Annotated in this window: 15 protein-coding genes; 3 read left to right on the top strand and 12 right to left on the bottom strand. The window is 68.3% G+C overall.

The window, feature by feature from the left end:
* From KD1_RS00645 to KD1_RS00625, 5 genes are read right to left on the bottom strand one after another with little or no spacing between them, the layout of a single operon-like run.
* Window positions 1-1251, bottom strand: coding sequence for an acetyl-CoA hydrolase/transferase family protein (locus tag KD1_RS00645; protein WP_068396007.1), 1251 nt, complete (start codon window positions 1249-1251; stop codon window positions 1-3).
* Window positions 1248-2450, bottom strand: a complete 1203-nt coding sequence (locus tag KD1_RS00640) for a thiolase family protein (protein WP_068396004.1) — start codon at window positions 2448-2450, stop codon at window positions 1248-1250. The genes KD1_RS00645 and KD1_RS00640 overlap by 4 nt, the downstream gene beginning before the upstream one ends.
* Window positions 2450-3199, bottom strand: coding sequence for an SDR family NAD(P)-dependent oxidoreductase (locus tag KD1_RS00635; protein ID WP_068396001.1), 750 nt, complete (start codon window positions 3197-3199; stop codon window positions 2450-2452). Before KD1_RS00635 ends, KD1_RS00640 begins: the two co-directional genes overlap by 1 nt.
* Complete coding sequence (locus KD1_RS00630) at window positions 3199-4365, bottom strand: acyl-CoA dehydrogenase family protein (RefSeq protein ID WP_068395998.1); 1167 nt, start codon at window positions 4363-4365, stop codon at window positions 3199-3201. The genes KD1_RS00635 and KD1_RS00630 overlap by 1 nt, the downstream gene beginning before the upstream one ends.
* 56 nt (window positions 4366-4421) lie before the next feature.
* A complete protein-coding gene (locus KD1_RS00625; protein ID WP_068395995.1) occupies window positions 4422-5489 on the bottom strand; it encodes an acyl-CoA dehydrogenase family protein in 1068 nt (355 codons plus the stop codon).
* A gap of 110 nt (window positions 5490-5599) precedes the next feature.
* Between KD1_RS00625 and KD1_RS00620 the strand changes: the two genes are divergently transcribed.
* Window positions 5600-6373 (top strand): FadR/GntR family transcriptional regulator, encoded by a 774-nt coding sequence (locus KD1_RS00620; RefSeq protein WP_217995759.1) that lies wholly within the window; start codon window positions 5600-5602, stop codon window positions 6371-6373.
* A gap of 21 nt (window positions 6374-6394) precedes the next feature.
* On the opposite strand, the gene KD1_RS00615 is transcribed toward KD1_RS00620, so the two are convergent.
* On the bottom strand, window positions 6395-8377 hold the full coding sequence (locus KD1_RS00615) for an AMP-binding protein (protein WP_068395992.1): 1983 nt from the start codon (window positions 8375-8377) through the stop codon (window positions 6395-6397).
* 5 nt (window positions 8378-8382) lie between these two features.
* A complete protein-coding gene (locus tag KD1_RS00610) occupies window positions 8383-9558 on the bottom strand; it encodes an acyl-CoA dehydrogenase family protein (RefSeq protein ID WP_068395989.1) in 1176 nt (391 codons plus the stop codon).
* 81 nt (window positions 9559-9639) lie between these two features.
* On the opposite strand from KD1_RS00610, the gene KD1_RS00605 reads away from it, so the two are divergent.
* Together KD1_RS00605 and KD1_RS00600 are read left to right on the top strand one after the other, a co-directional pair.
* Complete coding sequence (locus KD1_RS00605) at window positions 9640-10089, top strand: FAS1-like dehydratase domain-containing protein (RefSeq protein WP_068395986.1); 450 nt, start codon at window positions 9640-9642, stop codon at window positions 10087-10089.
* Complete coding sequence (locus KD1_RS00600; RefSeq protein ID WP_068395983.1) at window positions 10086-10490, top strand: MaoC family dehydratase; 405 nt, start codon at window positions 10086-10088, stop codon at window positions 10488-10490. Before KD1_RS00605 ends, KD1_RS00600 begins: the two co-directional genes overlap by 4 nt.
* On the opposite strand, the gene KD1_RS00595 is transcribed toward KD1_RS00600, so the two are convergent.
* The 5 genes from KD1_RS00595 to KD1_RS00575 all read right to left on the bottom strand — a co-directional run bounded on the left by KD1_RS00595 (window position 10480) and on the right by KD1_RS00575 (window position 16304).
* Window positions 10480-11349, bottom strand: coding sequence for an SDR family oxidoreductase (locus KD1_RS00595; RefSeq protein WP_068395980.1), 870 nt, complete (start codon window positions 11347-11349; stop codon window positions 10480-10482). The two genes, KD1_RS00600 and KD1_RS00595, sit on opposite strands and share 11 nt — an antisense overlap.
* Window positions 11349-12221: an enoyl-CoA hydratase/isomerase family protein gene (locus KD1_RS00590; RefSeq protein WP_068395977.1), complete on the bottom strand. Its 873-nt coding sequence runs from the start codon at window positions 12219-12221 to the stop codon at window positions 11349-11351. Before KD1_RS00590 ends, KD1_RS00595 begins: the two co-directional genes overlap by 1 nt.
* Window positions 12222-12274: 53 nt before the next feature.
* The gene (locus KD1_RS00585) at window positions 12275-13819 is read right to left on the bottom strand and encodes a class I adenylate-forming enzyme family protein (RefSeq protein ID WP_068395974.1); all 1545 of its coding nucleotides are present in this window, start codon (window positions 13817-13819) and stop codon (window positions 12275-12277) included.
* Between the two features lie 135 nt (window positions 13820-13954).
* Window positions 13955-14539 (bottom strand): TetR/AcrR family transcriptional regulator, encoded by a 585-nt coding sequence (locus KD1_RS00580; RefSeq protein ID WP_068395971.1) that lies wholly within the window; start codon window positions 14537-14539, stop codon window positions 13955-13957.
* Between the two features lie 106 nt (window positions 14540-14645).
* Window positions 14646-16304, bottom strand: a complete 1659-nt coding sequence (locus tag KD1_RS00575; RefSeq protein WP_068395968.1) for an AMP-binding protein — start codon at window positions 16302-16304, stop codon at window positions 14646-14648.
* Window positions 16305-16347 lie beyond the last annotated feature (43 nt).

The following is a 16347-nucleotide window of genomic DNA, read 5'->3' as shown; positions in this document are numbered from 1 at the left end:
TCAGCGGGTCGGGACCGCGGCGCGGTCGACCTGGGCGGAGCGCTCGAGCTGCTCACGGTGTTCGGGGGCGGCTACCTCGATGAGGCGGCGCGCTCGTTCGGGCAGGGAGCACCCGGTCAGATGGGCGGCGCCGTGTTCGGTGACCACCACGTCGATGTCGGCGCGGGAGGTCGACATCGCGCCGAACTCCAGGTGCGCCTTGATGGTGGACTTCCCCTTGCTCGTGGCGGGCAGCACGATGATCGAGCGCGCGCCGGTCTGGGCCGCCGCCCGGGAGAAGTCGGTCTGGCCGCCGATGGCCCCGACATACGTCGTGCCTCGCACCTCGCTGCCGGCCTGGCCGGTGAGGTCGACCTCGATGGCCGAGTTGATCGAGACCAGGGAGCGCAGTCGGGCCAAGGTGGTCGGCGCGTGGGTGTAGCTGACGGGCCGGAACTGCACCGGCAGGTCGCCCAGGCACGCGTAGAGCTCGGTCGAGCCCAATGCGGCGCCGGTGACCATCATGCCCGGGTCGATCTCCTTGCGGGCCCCGGTCAGGGCCCCGGCCTGCACCAGCCGCAGCACCGGATCGGAGATCAGTCCCGAATGGAGGCCCAGATCGCGGTGCCCGGACAGCGCGTCCAGGATGGCCGACGGGATGACGCCGACCCCGACCTGGATCGTGTCGCCGTCCTCGACGAGGTCGGCGACGTGACCCGCGATCGCGAGCTCCACGGCTCCGGGAGATCGTTCGGGGGCCTGCAGCAGCGGGCGGTCGGTCTCGACGGTGGCCGCGAACCGGCTCAGCGGGAGGCGCACCGATCCGACGGTGGCGGGCATCTGGTGGTTGACCTCGGCGATGAGCACCGGGGTGTGGGCGATCGCGTCGGCGACGTAGTCGACACCGGTCCCCAGCGAGCAGTTGCCGTCGGCATCCGGGGGTGAGACCTGGATCAGACCGACGTCGTGCGGGAGTCGACCTTGGGCGAACAGCCGCGGCAGGTTGGAGAAGTGACAGGGCACGACCTCCAACCGGCCCGCCGCGCTGAGGTGACGCAGGTCGCCCAGCGCGCCGTAGGACAGGGCTCGAATCTGCGGCGGGAGCTGCGTGGCCACGCGCTTGTCCCACGTCATGCCGATGAAGGCGGTGACGTCGACGAGCTCGGGTGCGAGATCCAGCAGGGCGTGGACCAACGGAGTCGGTTCGGCGCTCGTCTGGCTCCACCACACGCCGGCTCCCGGCGCGATGAGGTCACGCAGCTCCGGGGTCACGACTCGACCCGCTGAACCAACGTCGCGGTGCCCATGCCGCCGCCACAGCACATGGTGATCAGGGCGAGTTCGCCGTCGCGACGCTCCAGTTCGGCCACGGCCGTGCCCACGAGGCGAGCGCCGGTCGCGCCGACGGGGTGCCCCAGGGCGATGGCGCCGCCGTTGACGTTGACCTTGGACATGTCCGCGCCGAGCTCGCGCTCCCAGGCGATGACCACCGAGCTGAAGGCCTCGTTGATCTCGACGAGGTCGATGTCCGCCATCGTCAGCCCGTTGCGCTCCAGCAACTTGCGGGTCGCCGGGATCGGTCCGGTGAGCATGATGATCGGGTCGACGCCGACCGTGGTGTGGTCGACGATGCGCGCCCGGGGACGCAGACCGTGCTGGTTGACGGCGTCGCGGGACGCGAGCAGCACCCCGCTGGCGCCGTCACAGATCGGTGAAGAGGAGCCGGCGGTGACCCGCCCACCCTCCGGGCGGAAGGCCGGCTTGAGCCCGGCGAGGGTCTCCATCGAGGTACCGGGGCGGACGGTCTGGTCGCTGGTGCGGATCTCGCCGTCCAGTTCCATCGGGATGATCTCGCCCGCGAACCGCCCGTCATTCTGGGCCTCGACGGAGCGCCGGTGGGACTCGACGGCCAAGGCGTCCATGTCCTCGCGGGTGATGCCCCAGCGGTCGGCGATGAGTTCGGCGCTCTCGCCCTGGTGGACGAAGTCGTACCGCTCGCGCAGGGCGGGCGGCCAGGCCACGCCGTACAACTCCTCGAGCTTCGCCGGCGAGTTGATCGGCACGTGACCCATGTGCTCCACGCCTCCGGCGATGACGACCTCGTGGGTGCCGGTGCCGACGAGCGAGGCGCCCATCTCGATGGCGGTCTGGGCCGAGCCACAGCGACGGTCGAGCACCACGGCGGGCACCTCGGGCGGGTAGCCCGCCTGCAGCCAGGCGTTGCGACCGATGTTGCGGGACTGCTCACCGAAGGGCGCGGTGCACCCGACGATGAGGTCCTCGACGGTCATCGGCTCGATGCCGGATCGGGTGAGGAGCTCGGTGTAGACCCGGCCGAGCATCTCGTTCGGGTGGACGTCGCGGAACCAGCCCTTCTCGGCGTGCGAGCGACCGAACGGCGTGCGCGCCGCCTCGGTGATGAGGACCTCGCGGGAGTGGGTCATGAACGGACCGTTGATCGTGCGTGCCATCAGATGACCGTCCCGCCGTCGACGGGCAGGACCTGCCCGGTGATGTATGAACCTCCGTCGGAGGCGAAGAACACGAAGGTCGGCGCGATCTCGTCGGGCTCGGCCCAGCGGCCCAGTGCCACCCGGGCGAGGTTCTTCGCCGAGAGCTTCTCGTTGGTGCGCACCGTCTCGGTCATCGCCGTGGCCGCCAGCGGGGCGATGGCGTTGACCGTCACCTGGCGCCGCGCCAGCTCCTTGGCCAGCGACTTCGTCAGGCCGATGATGCCCGCCTTGGCCGCCCCGTAGTTGGCCTGCCCGATCGTGCCGGTCAGGCCCGCCGCGGAGGTGACGTTGATGATCCGGCCGGTACCGTCCTGGGGCAGTTTGTCGAGCACGGCCTTGCTGCAGACGTAGCTGCCGATGAGGTGGATGTCGATGACGCGACGGAACGAGTCCTCGTCCATGTTGGGGAACATCGCGGGCGCAATGGCGCCGGCGTTGTTGACGAGGATGTGCACGTGCCCGTCGCCCAGGGCGGCGGCGCCCTCGACGGCGGCTGCGGCCTGTTCGGCGTTGCGGACATCGAGGACCGCGTGCTGCGCGACACCGCCGGCATCACGGATCACCTGTGCGACGGCAGCCGCAGCCTCCTCGTTGACGTCGGTGACCATCACCGCGGCTCCGGCGGCTCCGAAGGCACGAGCCACGGCGGCGCCGATGCCGCCTCCGGCTCCGGTAACGAGGGCAGTACGCCCGGTGAGTTCAAACATCAGTAGCTCCGGGGAAGGCCGAGGACGTGCTCGCCGAGGTAGTTGAGAACCATCTCCTGGCTGAGCGGGGCGATCCGGGTCAGACGTGACTCCCGGAAGTAACGCGAGACGTTGTACTCCTCCGAGTAGCCCATGCCGCCGTGGGTCTGCACGGCACGATCGGCGGCCTCGAAGCCGGCGTCGGCGCAGAGGTACTTGGCCATGTTGGCCTCCTTGGCACACGGGCGACCGATGTCGTACAGCCACGTGGCCTTGCGCAGGACGAGCTCGGCGGCGTCGAGTCGGGCGAGCGAGTCGGCCAGCGGGAACTGGATGCCCTGGTTCTTGCCGATCGGGCGGCCGAACACCTCACGGTCGTTGCCGTACTTCACGGCCGTGCGCAGCGCTGCGCGACCGATGCCGAGGGCTTCGGCGGCGACGAGCATCCGCTCCGGGTTGAGCCCGTCGAGGATGTACTTGAAGCCCTGCCCCTCCTCGCCGACACGATCCTCCGCCGGGATGCGCAGGTTGTCGATGTACAGCTCGTTGGAGGTGACCGCGTTGCGACCCATCTTCTTGATGGGGCGGATCTCGACCTTGTCGCGGTCGAGGTCGGTCAGGAACAGGGTCATGCCCTGGGTCTTCTTCTCGACGTCCTCGGCCTTGGTGGTGCGCGTCAGGAGCAGGATCTTCTCGGACTCCATCGCCTTCGAGATCCAGACCTTGCGGCCGTTGACGACGTAGTCGTCGCCGTCGCGCTTGGCGAACGTCGTGATCTTCGTCGTGTCCAGGCCGGCGCCGGGTTCGGTCACCCCGAAGCAGACATGCAGGTCACCATTGACGATGCGCGGCAGCGTGCGGGCCTTGAGTTCGTCGGAGCCGTGCACGACGACCGGGTGCATGCCGAAGATCGACAGGTGCATCGAGCTGGCCCCGTTCATGCCGGCGCCGGAGGCAGCGACCTCCTCGAGGAGGATCGAGGCCTCGGTGATGCCCATGCCATGACCGCCGTACTGCTCGGGCATGGTCACCCCGAGCCAACCACCCTTGGCGAACGCCTCGTAGAACTCGGTGGGGAACTCGTGCGCGAGGTCCTTCTCCATCCAATACTGGTCATCGAAGGTGCCCGCGAGTTCGCGCACGGCCTTTCGAATCTCCTGTTGATCCTCGGTCAGATCGAAGTCCACGGTTCCATCCCTTCCTTAGCTGGGCCAACCATACCAATGGTCAGACCAAACAGCAATCATGACTGTGGGGTGAGTTCGAGCTGGGACGCCAACCGCTCGTTCCACGCCGACGGAGCGCCGAACAGGCGCGCGTCGAGCTTGGCTCGCTTGTAGTACAGGTGCAGGTCGTGTTCCCACGTGTAGCCGATGGCCCCGTGCATCGTCAGGGCGCTGTCGGCCGCAGCCACCCCGGACTTCGTCACCTGGGCCTTGGCGGCACACGCCCACGGCTCGGCCATCTCGTGGCCTTCGTCGACCGCGGCGGCGGCCGGATAGATGATCGACCGGGCCGCCTCGACCCCGACGAGAATCGTCGCCGCCGCATGCTTGACGGCCTGGAACGAACCGATCGGGACGCCGAACTGCTGACGCTGCTTGCTGTACTCGACCGCCAGATCGAGCATGCGCGCCGCGGCGCCGAGCGAGTCGGCGGAGACCAGGACGGCGGCCCGCCGGGCCACCTGCGTCAGGATGGCCTCGGCATCGACGTCCAGCACCTGCGCCGGAGCGCCGTCGAACCGAACGTCACAGGCCTCGCGGGTCTGGTCGAGCAGCGATCGTTCGCCACGCTGCACGTCGGCGGCCTCGACCAGGGCCAGCCCGACTCCCCCACCGGTGGCGACCGGCACGACGAACCGCGCCGCCCGACTGCCACCGAGCACGAGTCGGACCTCGCCGGTCACCGTACCGTCGACCAGGGGAAGCGCCCGGCCACCTCCGGGGATCCGGTCGGAGGCACCGACCCACACGACGAACTCGCCGCGTTCGACGAGGCCCTCGATGACCTCGGGACGACCCGCGACCGCCGGCAGCACGGCCATCGTCGACAGCCAGGCGGCCGACGGAGCGCCGTGCGACCCCATCGCCTCACTGGCCAGCGCCAGTTCGACCAGTCCCCCGCCGGCACCGCCGGCGGCCTCGGCCAACCCGGCCGCCAGCCAGCCGTCCTCGGCCAGACGCGCCTCGAACGGCGCTCCGCCGTGGGTGGCCCATTCGCGCACGGACGGTGAATCCGCCACATGGTCGAGCCACCCCGTGAAGGCCTCGTGGAATTCCTGCTGCTCGAAGGACAGTTCCCACCGCATGTTGTCGACTCCCCTCCGGACGTCGTGATCTAGTCTCGAAATGTTCGATGCTGCGAGAGTACATTAGGTCTGACCAATAGACCATAGTTGTTCCACAGAAGGATGTCGCCATGCCCACTGCCGAAGAGCCCGCCAAGGAGCGCTCGGGGCGCTCCACGATCCAGCTGGCGCCGATGTCCGTGCCGAAGGCCTCGGATGTCCTGGCCGACGAGTTGCGCGAACGCATTCTGTCCGGGGAGTTCGTCGAAGGCACACCCCTGCCGCCGGAGCGTGAGCTCGTCGTGCAGACGAACATGAGTCGCACCACGGTTCGGGAGGCCTTGCGCATCCTCGAGGTCCAGGGCCTGGTCCGCATCAAGGCTGGCCGGGCCGGTGGCGCCTTCGTGCAGCGCCCGGGCGAGGAGTCGATGGCGCGCAGCGTCGGCCTGCTCATCCGCGGGCGCCAGATTCGACTCAAGGCCCTGCTCGAGACCCGCGAGGGCCTGGAGCCGTTCAGTGCCAAGCTCGCGGCACGCAACCGCACCGAGGAGGACCTCGCCGTGCTGGAGGCCGCCAACCAGCGAATCAAGGATGCCCCCGACCTGGCTTCCTTCCTCCAGGCCAACATCGACTGGCACGTCGGTGTCGCGCAGGCTGGGCACAACGAACTGATGACCGGATTGATGATGGCCCTCTCCCCTGCCATCTACGAGGCCACGGAGAACGAGCAGTTCATCGACGACGAGGTCATGGAGACCACCTTCAAGGCCCACCAGAGCATCAATCGCGCCATCCGTGACGGTGACGGCCCAGCCGCCATGAGGCGAATGGACCGTCACGTTCACGTCTATGCCGAGGAGCTCCTCAAGGTCGAGGTGCGCACCGACATCACCTTGCCGGATTAGCGTTCGCGCGCCTCGAGGCGATCACGCCGTCGGTCTGCGGTCGCCGATCGACGCCCGGATCTCGTCGATCGCCTCCGGGTTCTCCGCTCCGGCCAGATCACCGGGATCGGTACCCATCGCCGCGGCCCGGACGGCGCGGCGCATGATCTTCTGCGACCGGGTCTTGGGCAGGCGCGTGACCCGCTGCACCAGGCTCGGCGCGAACGGCTTGCCCACCTGGTCGGCGACCATGTCGCGCAGCTCGGCCGACACATCGACATCGGCATCCGCGCGCGGCACCCAGAAGGCCCACACGCTTTCGCCCTTCTTCGCGTCCGGCACCCCGATGGCGGCTGCCTCGGCGACCGCCGGGTGCGTCACCATCACGGCTTCCACCTCGGCCGGAGCCAGGCGCTTGCCCGCGACGTTCATGACGTCGTCCGAGCGGCCACGGATGAACCACTGTCCGTCCTCGACGAGCGCATAGTCGCCGTGGCGCCACATCCCTGGGAAGGTCGACCAGTACGCCTCCAGGTAGCGCTCGTCGTCCTTCCAGATGCTGCGGGTCATGGCCGGCCAGGGCTGGCGACACACGAGCTCGCCGACCTCACCGCGCACCGAGTGTCCCTGGTCGTCGACCACGTCGACGTCCATGCCAAGCGAGGGCCCGCCGAGGGAGCAGCTGCGAATCGACTCGACCGGGTACGGAGCCAGGAACGACCCGCCTACCTCGGTGCCGCCGGAGAAGTTGATCACCGGCACACGCCCGCCGAACAGGTCCCGGGCCATCCACTCGTATGCGGCGGCGTCCCACGGTTCACCGGTGGAGCCGATCACCCGGACCGAACTCAGATCCGGGAGGTCGGTCGTGGCCTCGGTCAGGCGCAGCGTGCGGATCAGTGTTGGTGACACCCCGAGCATCGTCACCCGGTGCCGTGCGACGAGGTTCCACAGGCGGTTGAGGTCCGGTACATCGGGACTGCCTTCGTAGAGCAGCAGCGTCGCGCCGTTGGCGTGGGTGCCGACCATGGACAGCGGGCCCATGACCCAACCCATGTCGGTGATCCAACAGAAGACCCCGCCGGCGGAGACGTCGAACGAGTAGGCGACCTCGCTGGCAACCTTGACCAGGAAGCCTGCCTGCGTGTGCACGGCTCCCTTGGGTCGCCCGGTCGTACCGGAGGTGTAGGCCAGCATGAATGTCTCGGCGGCCGACATCTCCGCGACGGGTTCGGAATCGCCGTCGTTGTCCACCAAGGTCTCCCACGCGATCTCCGCGGGGTGTCCCTCGGAGGTGTCGGCCTCACCGTCGTTCGCGGCGCCCTCGCCGAGGTTGCGCACGACGATCACCGACTCGACCGACGGGCAGTCGCGCAGGGCCTCGTCCAGGAGCGGCTTCATGGCGACCCGCTTGCGACGGCGCACGGTGCCGTCGGCGACGATGACCGCCTTGGCGTCGGCATCCTGCAACCGCGACGCGATGGCGGTCGGCGCGAAACCGGAGAACAGCGGCACCAGGACGGCACCGATGCGCGCCACCGCGTACAGGCTGATGACGGCCGCCGGAATCATGGGTAGATAGATCGCGACCGCATCGCCGCGGCCCACGCCGAGCCGGCGAAGTCCGGCAGCGGCCCTGGACACCTGGTCCTCCAACTCGGCGTAGGTCAGCCGGGTCACCGTGCCGTCCTCGGCCTCGTGCACGACCGCGTCGCGGGCGGCCGAGACCGGATCGGCGGTCCAGCGCGACAGGCAGGCGTCGACGATGTTGAGCCGGCCGCCGATGAACCAGTCGGGGTGCTCGATCCCCCGCGAGATGTCCAGCACGCGCTCGTACGGCTGCCGGAACGGCAATCCCAGGTCTTGAATGGCGGCATCCCAGTACCACGCGACGTCCTCGACGGACCGGGCCCGCAGTTCGTCGATCCCCGTGATTCCGTGGGCCCGGGCGAGCCGCGTGACGTTCGCGTCCGCGACCTGCTCGGGGGTCGGGTGCCAGACGTAGGTCTGCGTGTTCTCTGCCACGACGTTCAACTCCTCGGCATGCCGAGCATGCGCTCGGCGACGATGTTGCGCTGAATGAAGGTCGATCCGCCGGCGATGGCGGTCCCTCGGGCCTGATAGGCCAGCCTAAGCCAGCGGCCCGCCACCTGACCGGGATCGTCCAACCCCGTCTGACCGCCGAGGGGTTCGAGCGAGAGCCGGAAGTCGGCCAGGTCCTCGACGAGGGGGCAGAAGTACAACTTGCCGATCGAGGTGACCGGACCGGGCGGGCCATCGGTGGCCGCCAGGCTGATCACGCGCTGACCGATGAGCTGGTGGATGAGGGCCCGTCCGTAGAGGTCGGCCACCTGCTGCCGGACGCCCTCGTGGCGGCCCAGCGGTTGACCGTCGTCGTCGGTCATGGATCGCACGTCAGCCACGATCTCGTCGACAGCGCGCTTGGTGTTTACGCGCCCGGTGGCGATCGCCACCCGCTCGAAGGCCAACGTGCCCATGGCCACCGACCAGCCGCCGTCGACCTCGCCGACGACCATCTCGTCGGGGATGAAGACGTCGTCCAGGAAGACCTCGTTGAACTCCGCCTCACCGAGCATGTGCTCCAACGGCCGCACGGTAATGCCGGGAGCGTCCATCGGCACGAGGAAGTAGGTGATCCCCCGGTGACGCTCACCGCCACCGGTGCGGGCCAGGAGGATGGCGTGGTCGGCGATGTGCGCTCGGGACGTCCAGATCTTCTGTCCGTTGATCCGGAAGCCGCCCTCGACCTTGGTCGCCTTCGTCCGCAGGGAGGCGAGGTCCGAGCCGGCCTCCGGTTCGGAGAAGAGCTGGCACCAGATCTCCTCGCCACGCAGGATCTTCTCGAGGAAGCGTTCCTTCTGGGCGGAGGTGCCGAACTGGCTGATCGTCGGTCCGGCGAAGTCCTCGCCGATCGTGTTGAGCCGCTCGGGGGCGCCGGCCCGGTCGAGTTCCTCGGTGTAGATGGCGCGGATGATCTCGTTGGCCCCTTGGCCGCCGTATTCGCGCGGCCAGTTGATGCCGGCATATCCGGCGTCGAACAACAGCCGTTGCCACTGTTGCCAGAACGGCTTCTTGCCCTCCAGCGTGACCGGTTCCGGCCAGGGCAGCAGGGGCAATGTGTCGACGAGCCAGGTTCGCAGCTTCGAACGGAAGGCCGCCTCGTCAGGTGAGTCGGTCAGTTCCACAGCCGTCTCCTCTCCTCGCAATGATGGCTAAATGGTACTATAGGTCTGACCAAAACCGTCAAGGACTCCGAAGGAGGAGTTGTGGCCGAAAGTCTCGTCGGCCTCGTCGTCGACGAGGTGGAGTACGGCGTCGAAGAGGGCAAGATCCGCGAGTTCGCCCGGGCATCATTCGCCGAGGATCCGGTGCACACCGACCCGTCTGTCGCGCACGCCCGGGGGCTGTCCGCCCCGGCCGCCACCGCCACCCATGTCGTCGTGGCCGGCCACCATCGTGACCAGCGGGCCTTCGTGGCTCGCCTCGGCCTGGACATGACCCGGATCGTCGTGGGGTCGGTGCGCTGGGAGTACGACCGGCCACTGCTCGCCGGTGATCGTCTGACGGGTCGCCGGGTCGTGATCGCCGACGAGACCCGCGAGGGCAAGCGCGGCGGCACCATGCGCCTGGTGACCCTGGAGACCACCTATACCGACGCAGAAGGCCAGACGCCCGTTCGCCAACGTGAGGTCCTCATCGAAAGGGGAGCCCGATGACCACGACCCTGCAGGTCGGTACCGCCCTCGAGCCGCGCACCATCGGTCCGATCACCCAGACCGACATCGTGCGCTTCGCCGGCGCGGGTGGCGACTTCAACCCCCTCCACCACGATCCGGAGTTCGCCGCCCGCGCCGGCTTCACCGCGCCGATCGCCATGGGTCAGATGCAGGCCGGCATCCTGGCCGCCGCGCTGACCGACCGGGTCGGCGTCGAACACCTACGCGCCCTCGAGGTGCGTTTCGTCGCCCCGGTCGAGATCGGCGATGTGCTCACCGTGACCGGAACGGTGACCGAGGTGGGCGACGGGGTCGCCACGCTGGCGCTGGCGATGACCAAGGCCGATGCGGCCACGGTCGTCACCGGCACCGCGTCGGTGGGGGTACCGGTCACCCCCTGAGGATCTCCGGCCCCTGGGCACGGTGGAACCCGTCGAACGGCTCGTTGTTCGAGGCCGGTTGCAGTTGCCACCACCCCCGGCGCGCATTGGGAGCCCCACCATCGACCCGGATGCAGGAACCCGTGATGAAGGCCGCCATCGGCGAGAGCAGGAAGACGATGGCGGCCGACACCTCGGCCTCCGTGCCGAACCGCTGCAGCGGGATCCCGGGAGTGACCTCGGTGCGAATGAACTCGGTGTCCTTCGGGTCATAGGTGTCGAGGCCGCTGGAGGCGATGGAGCCCGGTGCAATGGTGTTGACCCGCACCCCCGATTCGGCCCACTCGGTCGCCGCGGATTCCGACAGGGTGAACATTCCACCCCGGGCGGCTGCGGAGTGCGAGAAGTTCGGCCAGCCGTGCCAGATGTCGGCGATCATGTTGACGATGGCTCCGCCGTGCTCGGCCATGTGGCGGTTGTACACCTCGCGCATCATGATGAATCCACCGACGAGATTGTTGTCGACCACGGCGCGGAATCCCTTGGTGCTGATGGACTTCAGCGGAGCGCGGTACTGCCCACCGGCGTTGTTGACCAGACCGTCGATCCGGCCGTGGTCCGACAGGATCCGATCCACGACACCGGCCACGCCTTCCTCGTCGCGGATATCGGTGGCGTAGGCGCTGACGTGGCCGCCGTCGGCCGTGATCTCCTCCACCACGGCCGCCAACTTCGCCTCGTTTCGTCCGACGATCACCACGGACGCTCCCAGGGAGGCCAGCTCGTGCGCGGTGCACCGTCCGATGCCACTCCCCCCGCCGGTGACGACGACCACCTGTCCGGCGAACAACCCTGGGGCAAAGCCGCTCTGGTAGCTCATCAGGAGTCCTTCCGGTCGTCGGCGGGTGCCAAGGGGGTGAAGGGGGTGGGTGTCGTACCGTCGCGGCCGACGTCGGTGCGCGTGAAGAACTCCTGCGAACGGCCCATCACCGTCGGGTTGCTGGCACACAGGGCGTAACCCCACATCGCCTCGACGCGCAACTGGTCGTGCAGTGGCCGGCCGATGATCTCGTGCACCGTCTCCTTCGCCGACTCGATGGCCGCCTGGTCGCAGCGCAGAATGGCCTGCACCACGCGTTCGGTCTCGTCGATGAGTCGGTCGGCCGGCACGACCTTGTTCACCATGTTGGCGTGGTAGGCCCGCTCGGCGGTGACGGGATCTCCGGTCAGGAGGAGTTCCATTGCGAAGCTGACGCCGCAGCTGTTGACGAGGCGAACGATGCCACCGTCGGCCGGGTGCATGCCGCGCCGGACCTCGAAGGTGCCGAACTTCGCGCGATCCGTCGCAATGCGCAGGTCACAGGCCATGGCCAGTTCGATGCCGTGCCCGACACACCAGCCATCGATGGCGGCGACGATCGGCTTGGGGATCGAGGCCAGTGGTCCGCGGGTGATCCCGCTGACCCCGTCCTCCAGGCGCTCTCGGCCGACCATCGGGCCGACCTGTTGCCACTCGGGCGCATGGGTACGCAGGTCCGCTCCCGAGGTGAAGGTGTGGTCGCTGCCGGTGATGACCGCCACGCGCAGGTCATCGTCGTCGCGGAAGTCCTCCCAGATCCGACAGAGCAACTCATGGGTCTCGATGTCGATGGCGTTGCGGACCTCGGGGCGATTCAACGTGATCCACGCGACCGGGCCGCGCTTCTCATAGATGACCTTGGCCGCGGTCGATGCGGCGTCTGAACTGGACATGGTGGTGTCCCTCCTGGATCGGTGGTTGACGGGGATTTCTGACGGGCTAAGCGTCACGACGCGGCCTCGGTGCGAAGGTCGACCTTGCGGACCTTCCCCGACGGCGTCAGCGGCAGCGATGTGCGAATGTGGATGCTCTTGGGCACCTTGTAGCCGGCGATGTGTTCGCGGCAGTGCGCCCGCAGCGCATCCGGGTCCACGTCGCGCCCCTGGGCGGGCACGACGAAGGCGGTGACGGCCTCGCCCCAGCGCTCGTCCGGCACGCCGATGACGGCTGCCATCGCCACGTCCGGGTGGCTGCCCAGGGCCCGTTCGACCTCCACCGAGTAGACGTTCTCGCCGGCGGTGACGACCATGTCCTTGGCCCGGTCGACCAGGGTCAGCTGGCCGGCACTCGAGTGGAATCCCAGATCCCCGGTGCGGTACCAACCGTCGGTGAACGCCGCCGCGCTGGCTTCGGGCTGTCCCAGGTAGCCGGCCATGACATACGGCGACCGCACGAGGACCTCCCCAACCTCGCCGGCGGGGCAGTCGTGGTCCATCGGATCGACGATCCGAACGTGAACCAGCGGCACCGGTGCTCCCGCCGACGCCACGAGCTCGAGCCGGGAGGCGTCGTGGTCGTCCGGCCGAAGGATCGAGATGATGTAGGTCTCGGTGGTGCCGTAGAACTGGCGCAGTTCACAGCCCAGCGCCTCCAGTGCACCTTCGATGGTCGGCGGGGTGATGGCCGAGCCGGCATAGATGAGGGTGCGCAATGAGCTGACGTCGGCGCCGGTCCGCCTGACCTCGTCGACCAGCCACTGGATCGCCGTGGGCACCAGACACAGGGTGGTCGGGCGGTGGCGGGTCAGGGCCTCGAGCACGGCAGCCGGTTCGAAGAACGGGATCATTGCCACGGTGCCGCCGTGGTAGAGCGTCGGCAAACTGACCCACGTGCCGGCCAAATGGAAGTTCGGCATGGCCATGAGGTGGACGTCCTCGCGGCCGGTGCGGATGGTGGGTTCGAGTTCGTCCGAGAGGATCGACAGGTCGAAGCCGTCATGCCGGTGCAAGGCCCCCTTGGGTTGACCCGTGGTCCCCGAGGTGTAGGCGATCAACGAGATGTCCTCGCTGATCGGCCGGGGCAGATCGACGGTGCCGTCCACCCCGGTCAGCCGCGGGTCCAGACCCGACCCGCCCGCGGCCACACTCACGAACGGCCAGAGGTCGATGGGCTGCGCCACCTGGCTCACAGCGGTCTGCAACGCGTCGGCGAAGTCCTCCTGCGTGACGACGACGGCCGGAGCACAGTCCCGCAGCAGGGCAGCGATCTCCGGCACGGCCAAGCGCCAGTTCAGCGGGACGAACGGCCGACGCGCGCGGTTGGCGGCAAACCACGTGACCCACAACTCCAGGGTGTTGTGGCCGAGATAGGCGATGGGTTGCCGCGGCTCGCCACAGTTCACCAGCGTCACGGCGAGGTCAATGACTCGTTCGGCCAGTTGCTGCCACGTGAGCTCAGCGTCGCCGGCCACGAGCGCGACGCGGTCCGGCGTTCGGTCGGCCCAGACGTCAACGATGTCGGGCAGGGTGCGGATTTCGGGGTGTCGCCACATTGGATGTTCCTCTCCCTTGAGCAACGTCTCCTTCTCGAATGATCATTCGAGTGAGAGAATCATGCAATAGGTCAGACCAAAATGGCAAGCCTGAGCCACACCCGTGAATGTGGGTTTCTCCAGTGACGAGGGATGTCAGATCGAGAGCAGGCCCAGCACGCGGCCCGCGATGGCACTCAGATCCGTCTGCCGCTGCTCGATGCTGCGCGCCGAGTGGTGGTAGAGATCGGATTGGAGGGCGCCGATGGCGGCTCGCACCAACTGCTCCGCCTCCTCGGCCGAAAGGTCGGGGCGGGCGCGGACGAGCAGGTCGCTCCACCCGCCGATGTACGCACGTTGCTTGGTACGGATCCGCCCGGCATCCGCCTCGGCGATGTGGCCGGCCTGCCGGTAGTAGGTCTGGGCGGTCCGCCGTTCGTGCACCACGAAGTCCACGTGGCGACGCACGATCGCTCGTAGCGCACCCAGGGGGTCCGACGCCGCGGCGATGGCCTGAGCCTCGTCAGACAGCAGGGCATCCAGGCATTCATCGAACAACGTGACGAGAATCTCCTGCTTGCCGGAGAAGTGCCAATAGATCGTCGAGGCAGCCATGCCCACGGCCCCCGCGATGTCGGACATGGACACGCGCGCGTAGTCCCGGTCCGAGAACAACGTCGCCGCGGCCGCGAGAATGCGTGCCCGCCTCACCTCGGTGGACTCACGCGTGCGACTCGTCATGCGGCGATCCTAGGGTCAGCGCCCAGCAGCCCCGCCCCGACATGACGAATGCCCGAACCGCGCTGGGCGGTTCGGGCATTCGGTCTCGACAGTCGCGGCAGGCCGATCAGGCGTTCTGCTCGGCGGCGATCCGCTCCTTGATCATGGAGCGCAGCACATGCTTCTGGACCTTGCCGGTCGCGGTCATCGGCAGGCCCTCGACGATCTCGAGCCGCTCGGGCACCTTCTGGATGGCCAGACCCTCGCCCAGGAGGTAGTCACGCACGTCATCCAGGGTCAGGCCCGTCCCCTGCTCGGTCGGCACCAGGTAGAGGCACACCTTCTCGCCAAGTCGCTCGTCCGGCATGCCGACGGCTGCGACCTGACTGACGGCCGGGTGCTTGCTCAGTAGATCCTCCACGTGCCGCACGGAGATGTTCATTCCACCCCGGATCACGATGTCCTTGGTGCGCCCGGTGACGCGAACGAAGCCGTCGGCGTCCATCGTGCCGAGGTCGCCGGAGCGCGAGAAGCCATCCTCGGTGAACAGGGCTGCCGTCTCGGTGGGGTTGTTGATGTATTCGAGCATGTGCATCGCGCCCTTGTAGGCGATGTCACCCTCCTCGCCGCGCGGCACCTCGTGACCCGACCCATCGATGATCCGCACCTGCTGGAAGGGCAGCACGCGGCCGTCGGAGGTCAGCGATCGCTCCACCGGGTCGTCGATGGTGCACATCGTCGTGGTGACGTTCTCGGTGCGGCCGTACAGGCTGAGCACCTTGAGGGTCGGCAGCTCGACGGCGGCCCGCTCGATGATGCTGGCCGGGATCGGCGATCCGGCACAGGTCCACAACCGCAGGCTGGTGAGGTCGTGGCGCTGCGGGTCATAGGCGTCCAACAGGGTCTGCAGGAAGGTCGTGGCGGTGACCGCGACGGTGCAGCGGTGCTCCTGGATCTGCTGCGCCCCGGCCTCCGGCACCCACGACTCCATGACGTGCGACGCGGCGCCATGCATCATCGGCAGGATGATGCTGGTCACCAGCCCCGTGGTGTGGGTGATCGGTGACGGCCCGAACTGGACGTCGTCCTGGGTGATGGCCCAGGCCTTGGCCAACAGCCGGGAACCGCAGGCGAGCGTGTTGAAGGTGTGCAGACACCCCTTCGGACGCGAGGTCGTCCCGCTGGAGTAGACGATGACGACCGGCTCATCCGGCCCGAACTTCTCACCCAAGGACTCGTCGGTCGCCCCAGCGCCGTCGGCCACCACATCCGCATAGGCGGTGAAGCCCTGGCCCGGCGTCTCCCCGCGCACGACGACCACGTCCTCGATCGCCGACACGGTCTCGCGAATCCGCCCGTACATGGCGGCGTAGTCGAACTTCTTGAAGGTCTGGCTCGTGATGGCCAGGCGCACCCCGGCGTTGTCGACGATGTAGGCCACGTCGTCGTCACGGTAGATGGGCATGATCGGCACCATGATCGCGCCGAGCCGCTGGAGGGCCACCGCGATGACGGCGAACTCCACCCAGTTGGGCACCTGGACGCTGACGCGATCGCCGGCGCCGATGCCGCGCGCCCGCAGACCACCGGCGAACGCGATGGCCTGATCGCGCAGTTCGCCGAAGGTCAGCGACCGGTGGTCATCGGTGAGGAAGACCCGATCGGGCGTCGCCGCCGCGTGCCCCGACAGGAGGTCGAAGAGCGTCTCCGAGCGCCATTGGCCCGTGGCGTAGAACTCGTCGATCGCCTCGATCGAATACCGATCCGTCACCTTCGCGAACGCCATCGTGCGCCTCTCTCGCCAGGGAGTCCCATCCGGACCCCACATC

Source organism: Kribbia dieselivorans NBRC 106261 (genome assembly GCF_001552435.1).
Classification (GTDB): Bacteria; Actinomycetota; Actinomycetes; order Actinomycetales; family Dermatophilaceae; genus Kribbia; species Kribbia dieselivorans.
The sequence above is the reverse complement of the archived record's forward strand: the minus strand, read 5'-3'. Positions and strand labels throughout refer to the sequence as shown.

Bases quoted from the DNA above. Each gene is read 5' to 3' on its own strand.
- KD1_RS00640 (WP_068396004.1), bottom strand. From the start codon at position 2,450: ATGGCACGCACGATCAACGGTCCGTTCATGACCCACTCCCGCGAGGTC.
- KD1_RS00635 (WP_068396001.1), bottom strand. From the start codon at position 3,199: ATGTTTGAACTCACCGGGCGTACTGCCCTCGTTACCGGAGCCGGAGGC.
- KD1_RS00625 (WP_068395995.1), bottom strand. From the start codon at position 5,489: ATGCGGTGGGAACTGTCCTTCGAGCAGCAGGAATTCCACGAGGCCTTC.
- KD1_RS00620 (WP_217995759.1), top strand. From the start codon at position 5,600: ATGCCCACTGCCGAAGAGCCCGCCAAGGAGCGCTCGGGGCGCTCCACG.
- KD1_RS00600 (WP_068395983.1), top strand. From the start codon at position 10,086: ATGACCACGACCCTGCAGGTCGGTACCGCCCTCGAGCCGCGCACCATC.
- KD1_RS00595 (WP_068395980.1), bottom strand. From the start codon at position 11,349: ATGAGCTACCAGAGCGGCTTTGCCCCAGGGTTGTTCGCCGGACAGGTG.
- KD1_RS00590 (WP_068395977.1), bottom strand. From the start codon at position 12,221: ATGTCCAGTTCAGACGCCGCATCGACCGCGGCCAAGGTCATCTATGAG.
- KD1_RS00585 (WP_068395974.1), bottom strand. From the start codon at position 13,819: ATGTGGCGACACCCCGAAATCCGCACCCTGCCCGACATCGTTGACGTC.
- KD1_RS00580 (WP_068395971.1), bottom strand. From the start codon at position 14,539: ATGACGAGTCGCACGCGTGAGTCCACCGAGGTGAGGCGGGCACGCATT.
- KD1_RS00575 (WP_068395968.1), bottom strand. From the start codon at position 16,304: ATGGCGTTCGCGAAGGTGACGGATCGGTATTCGATCGAGGCGATCGAC.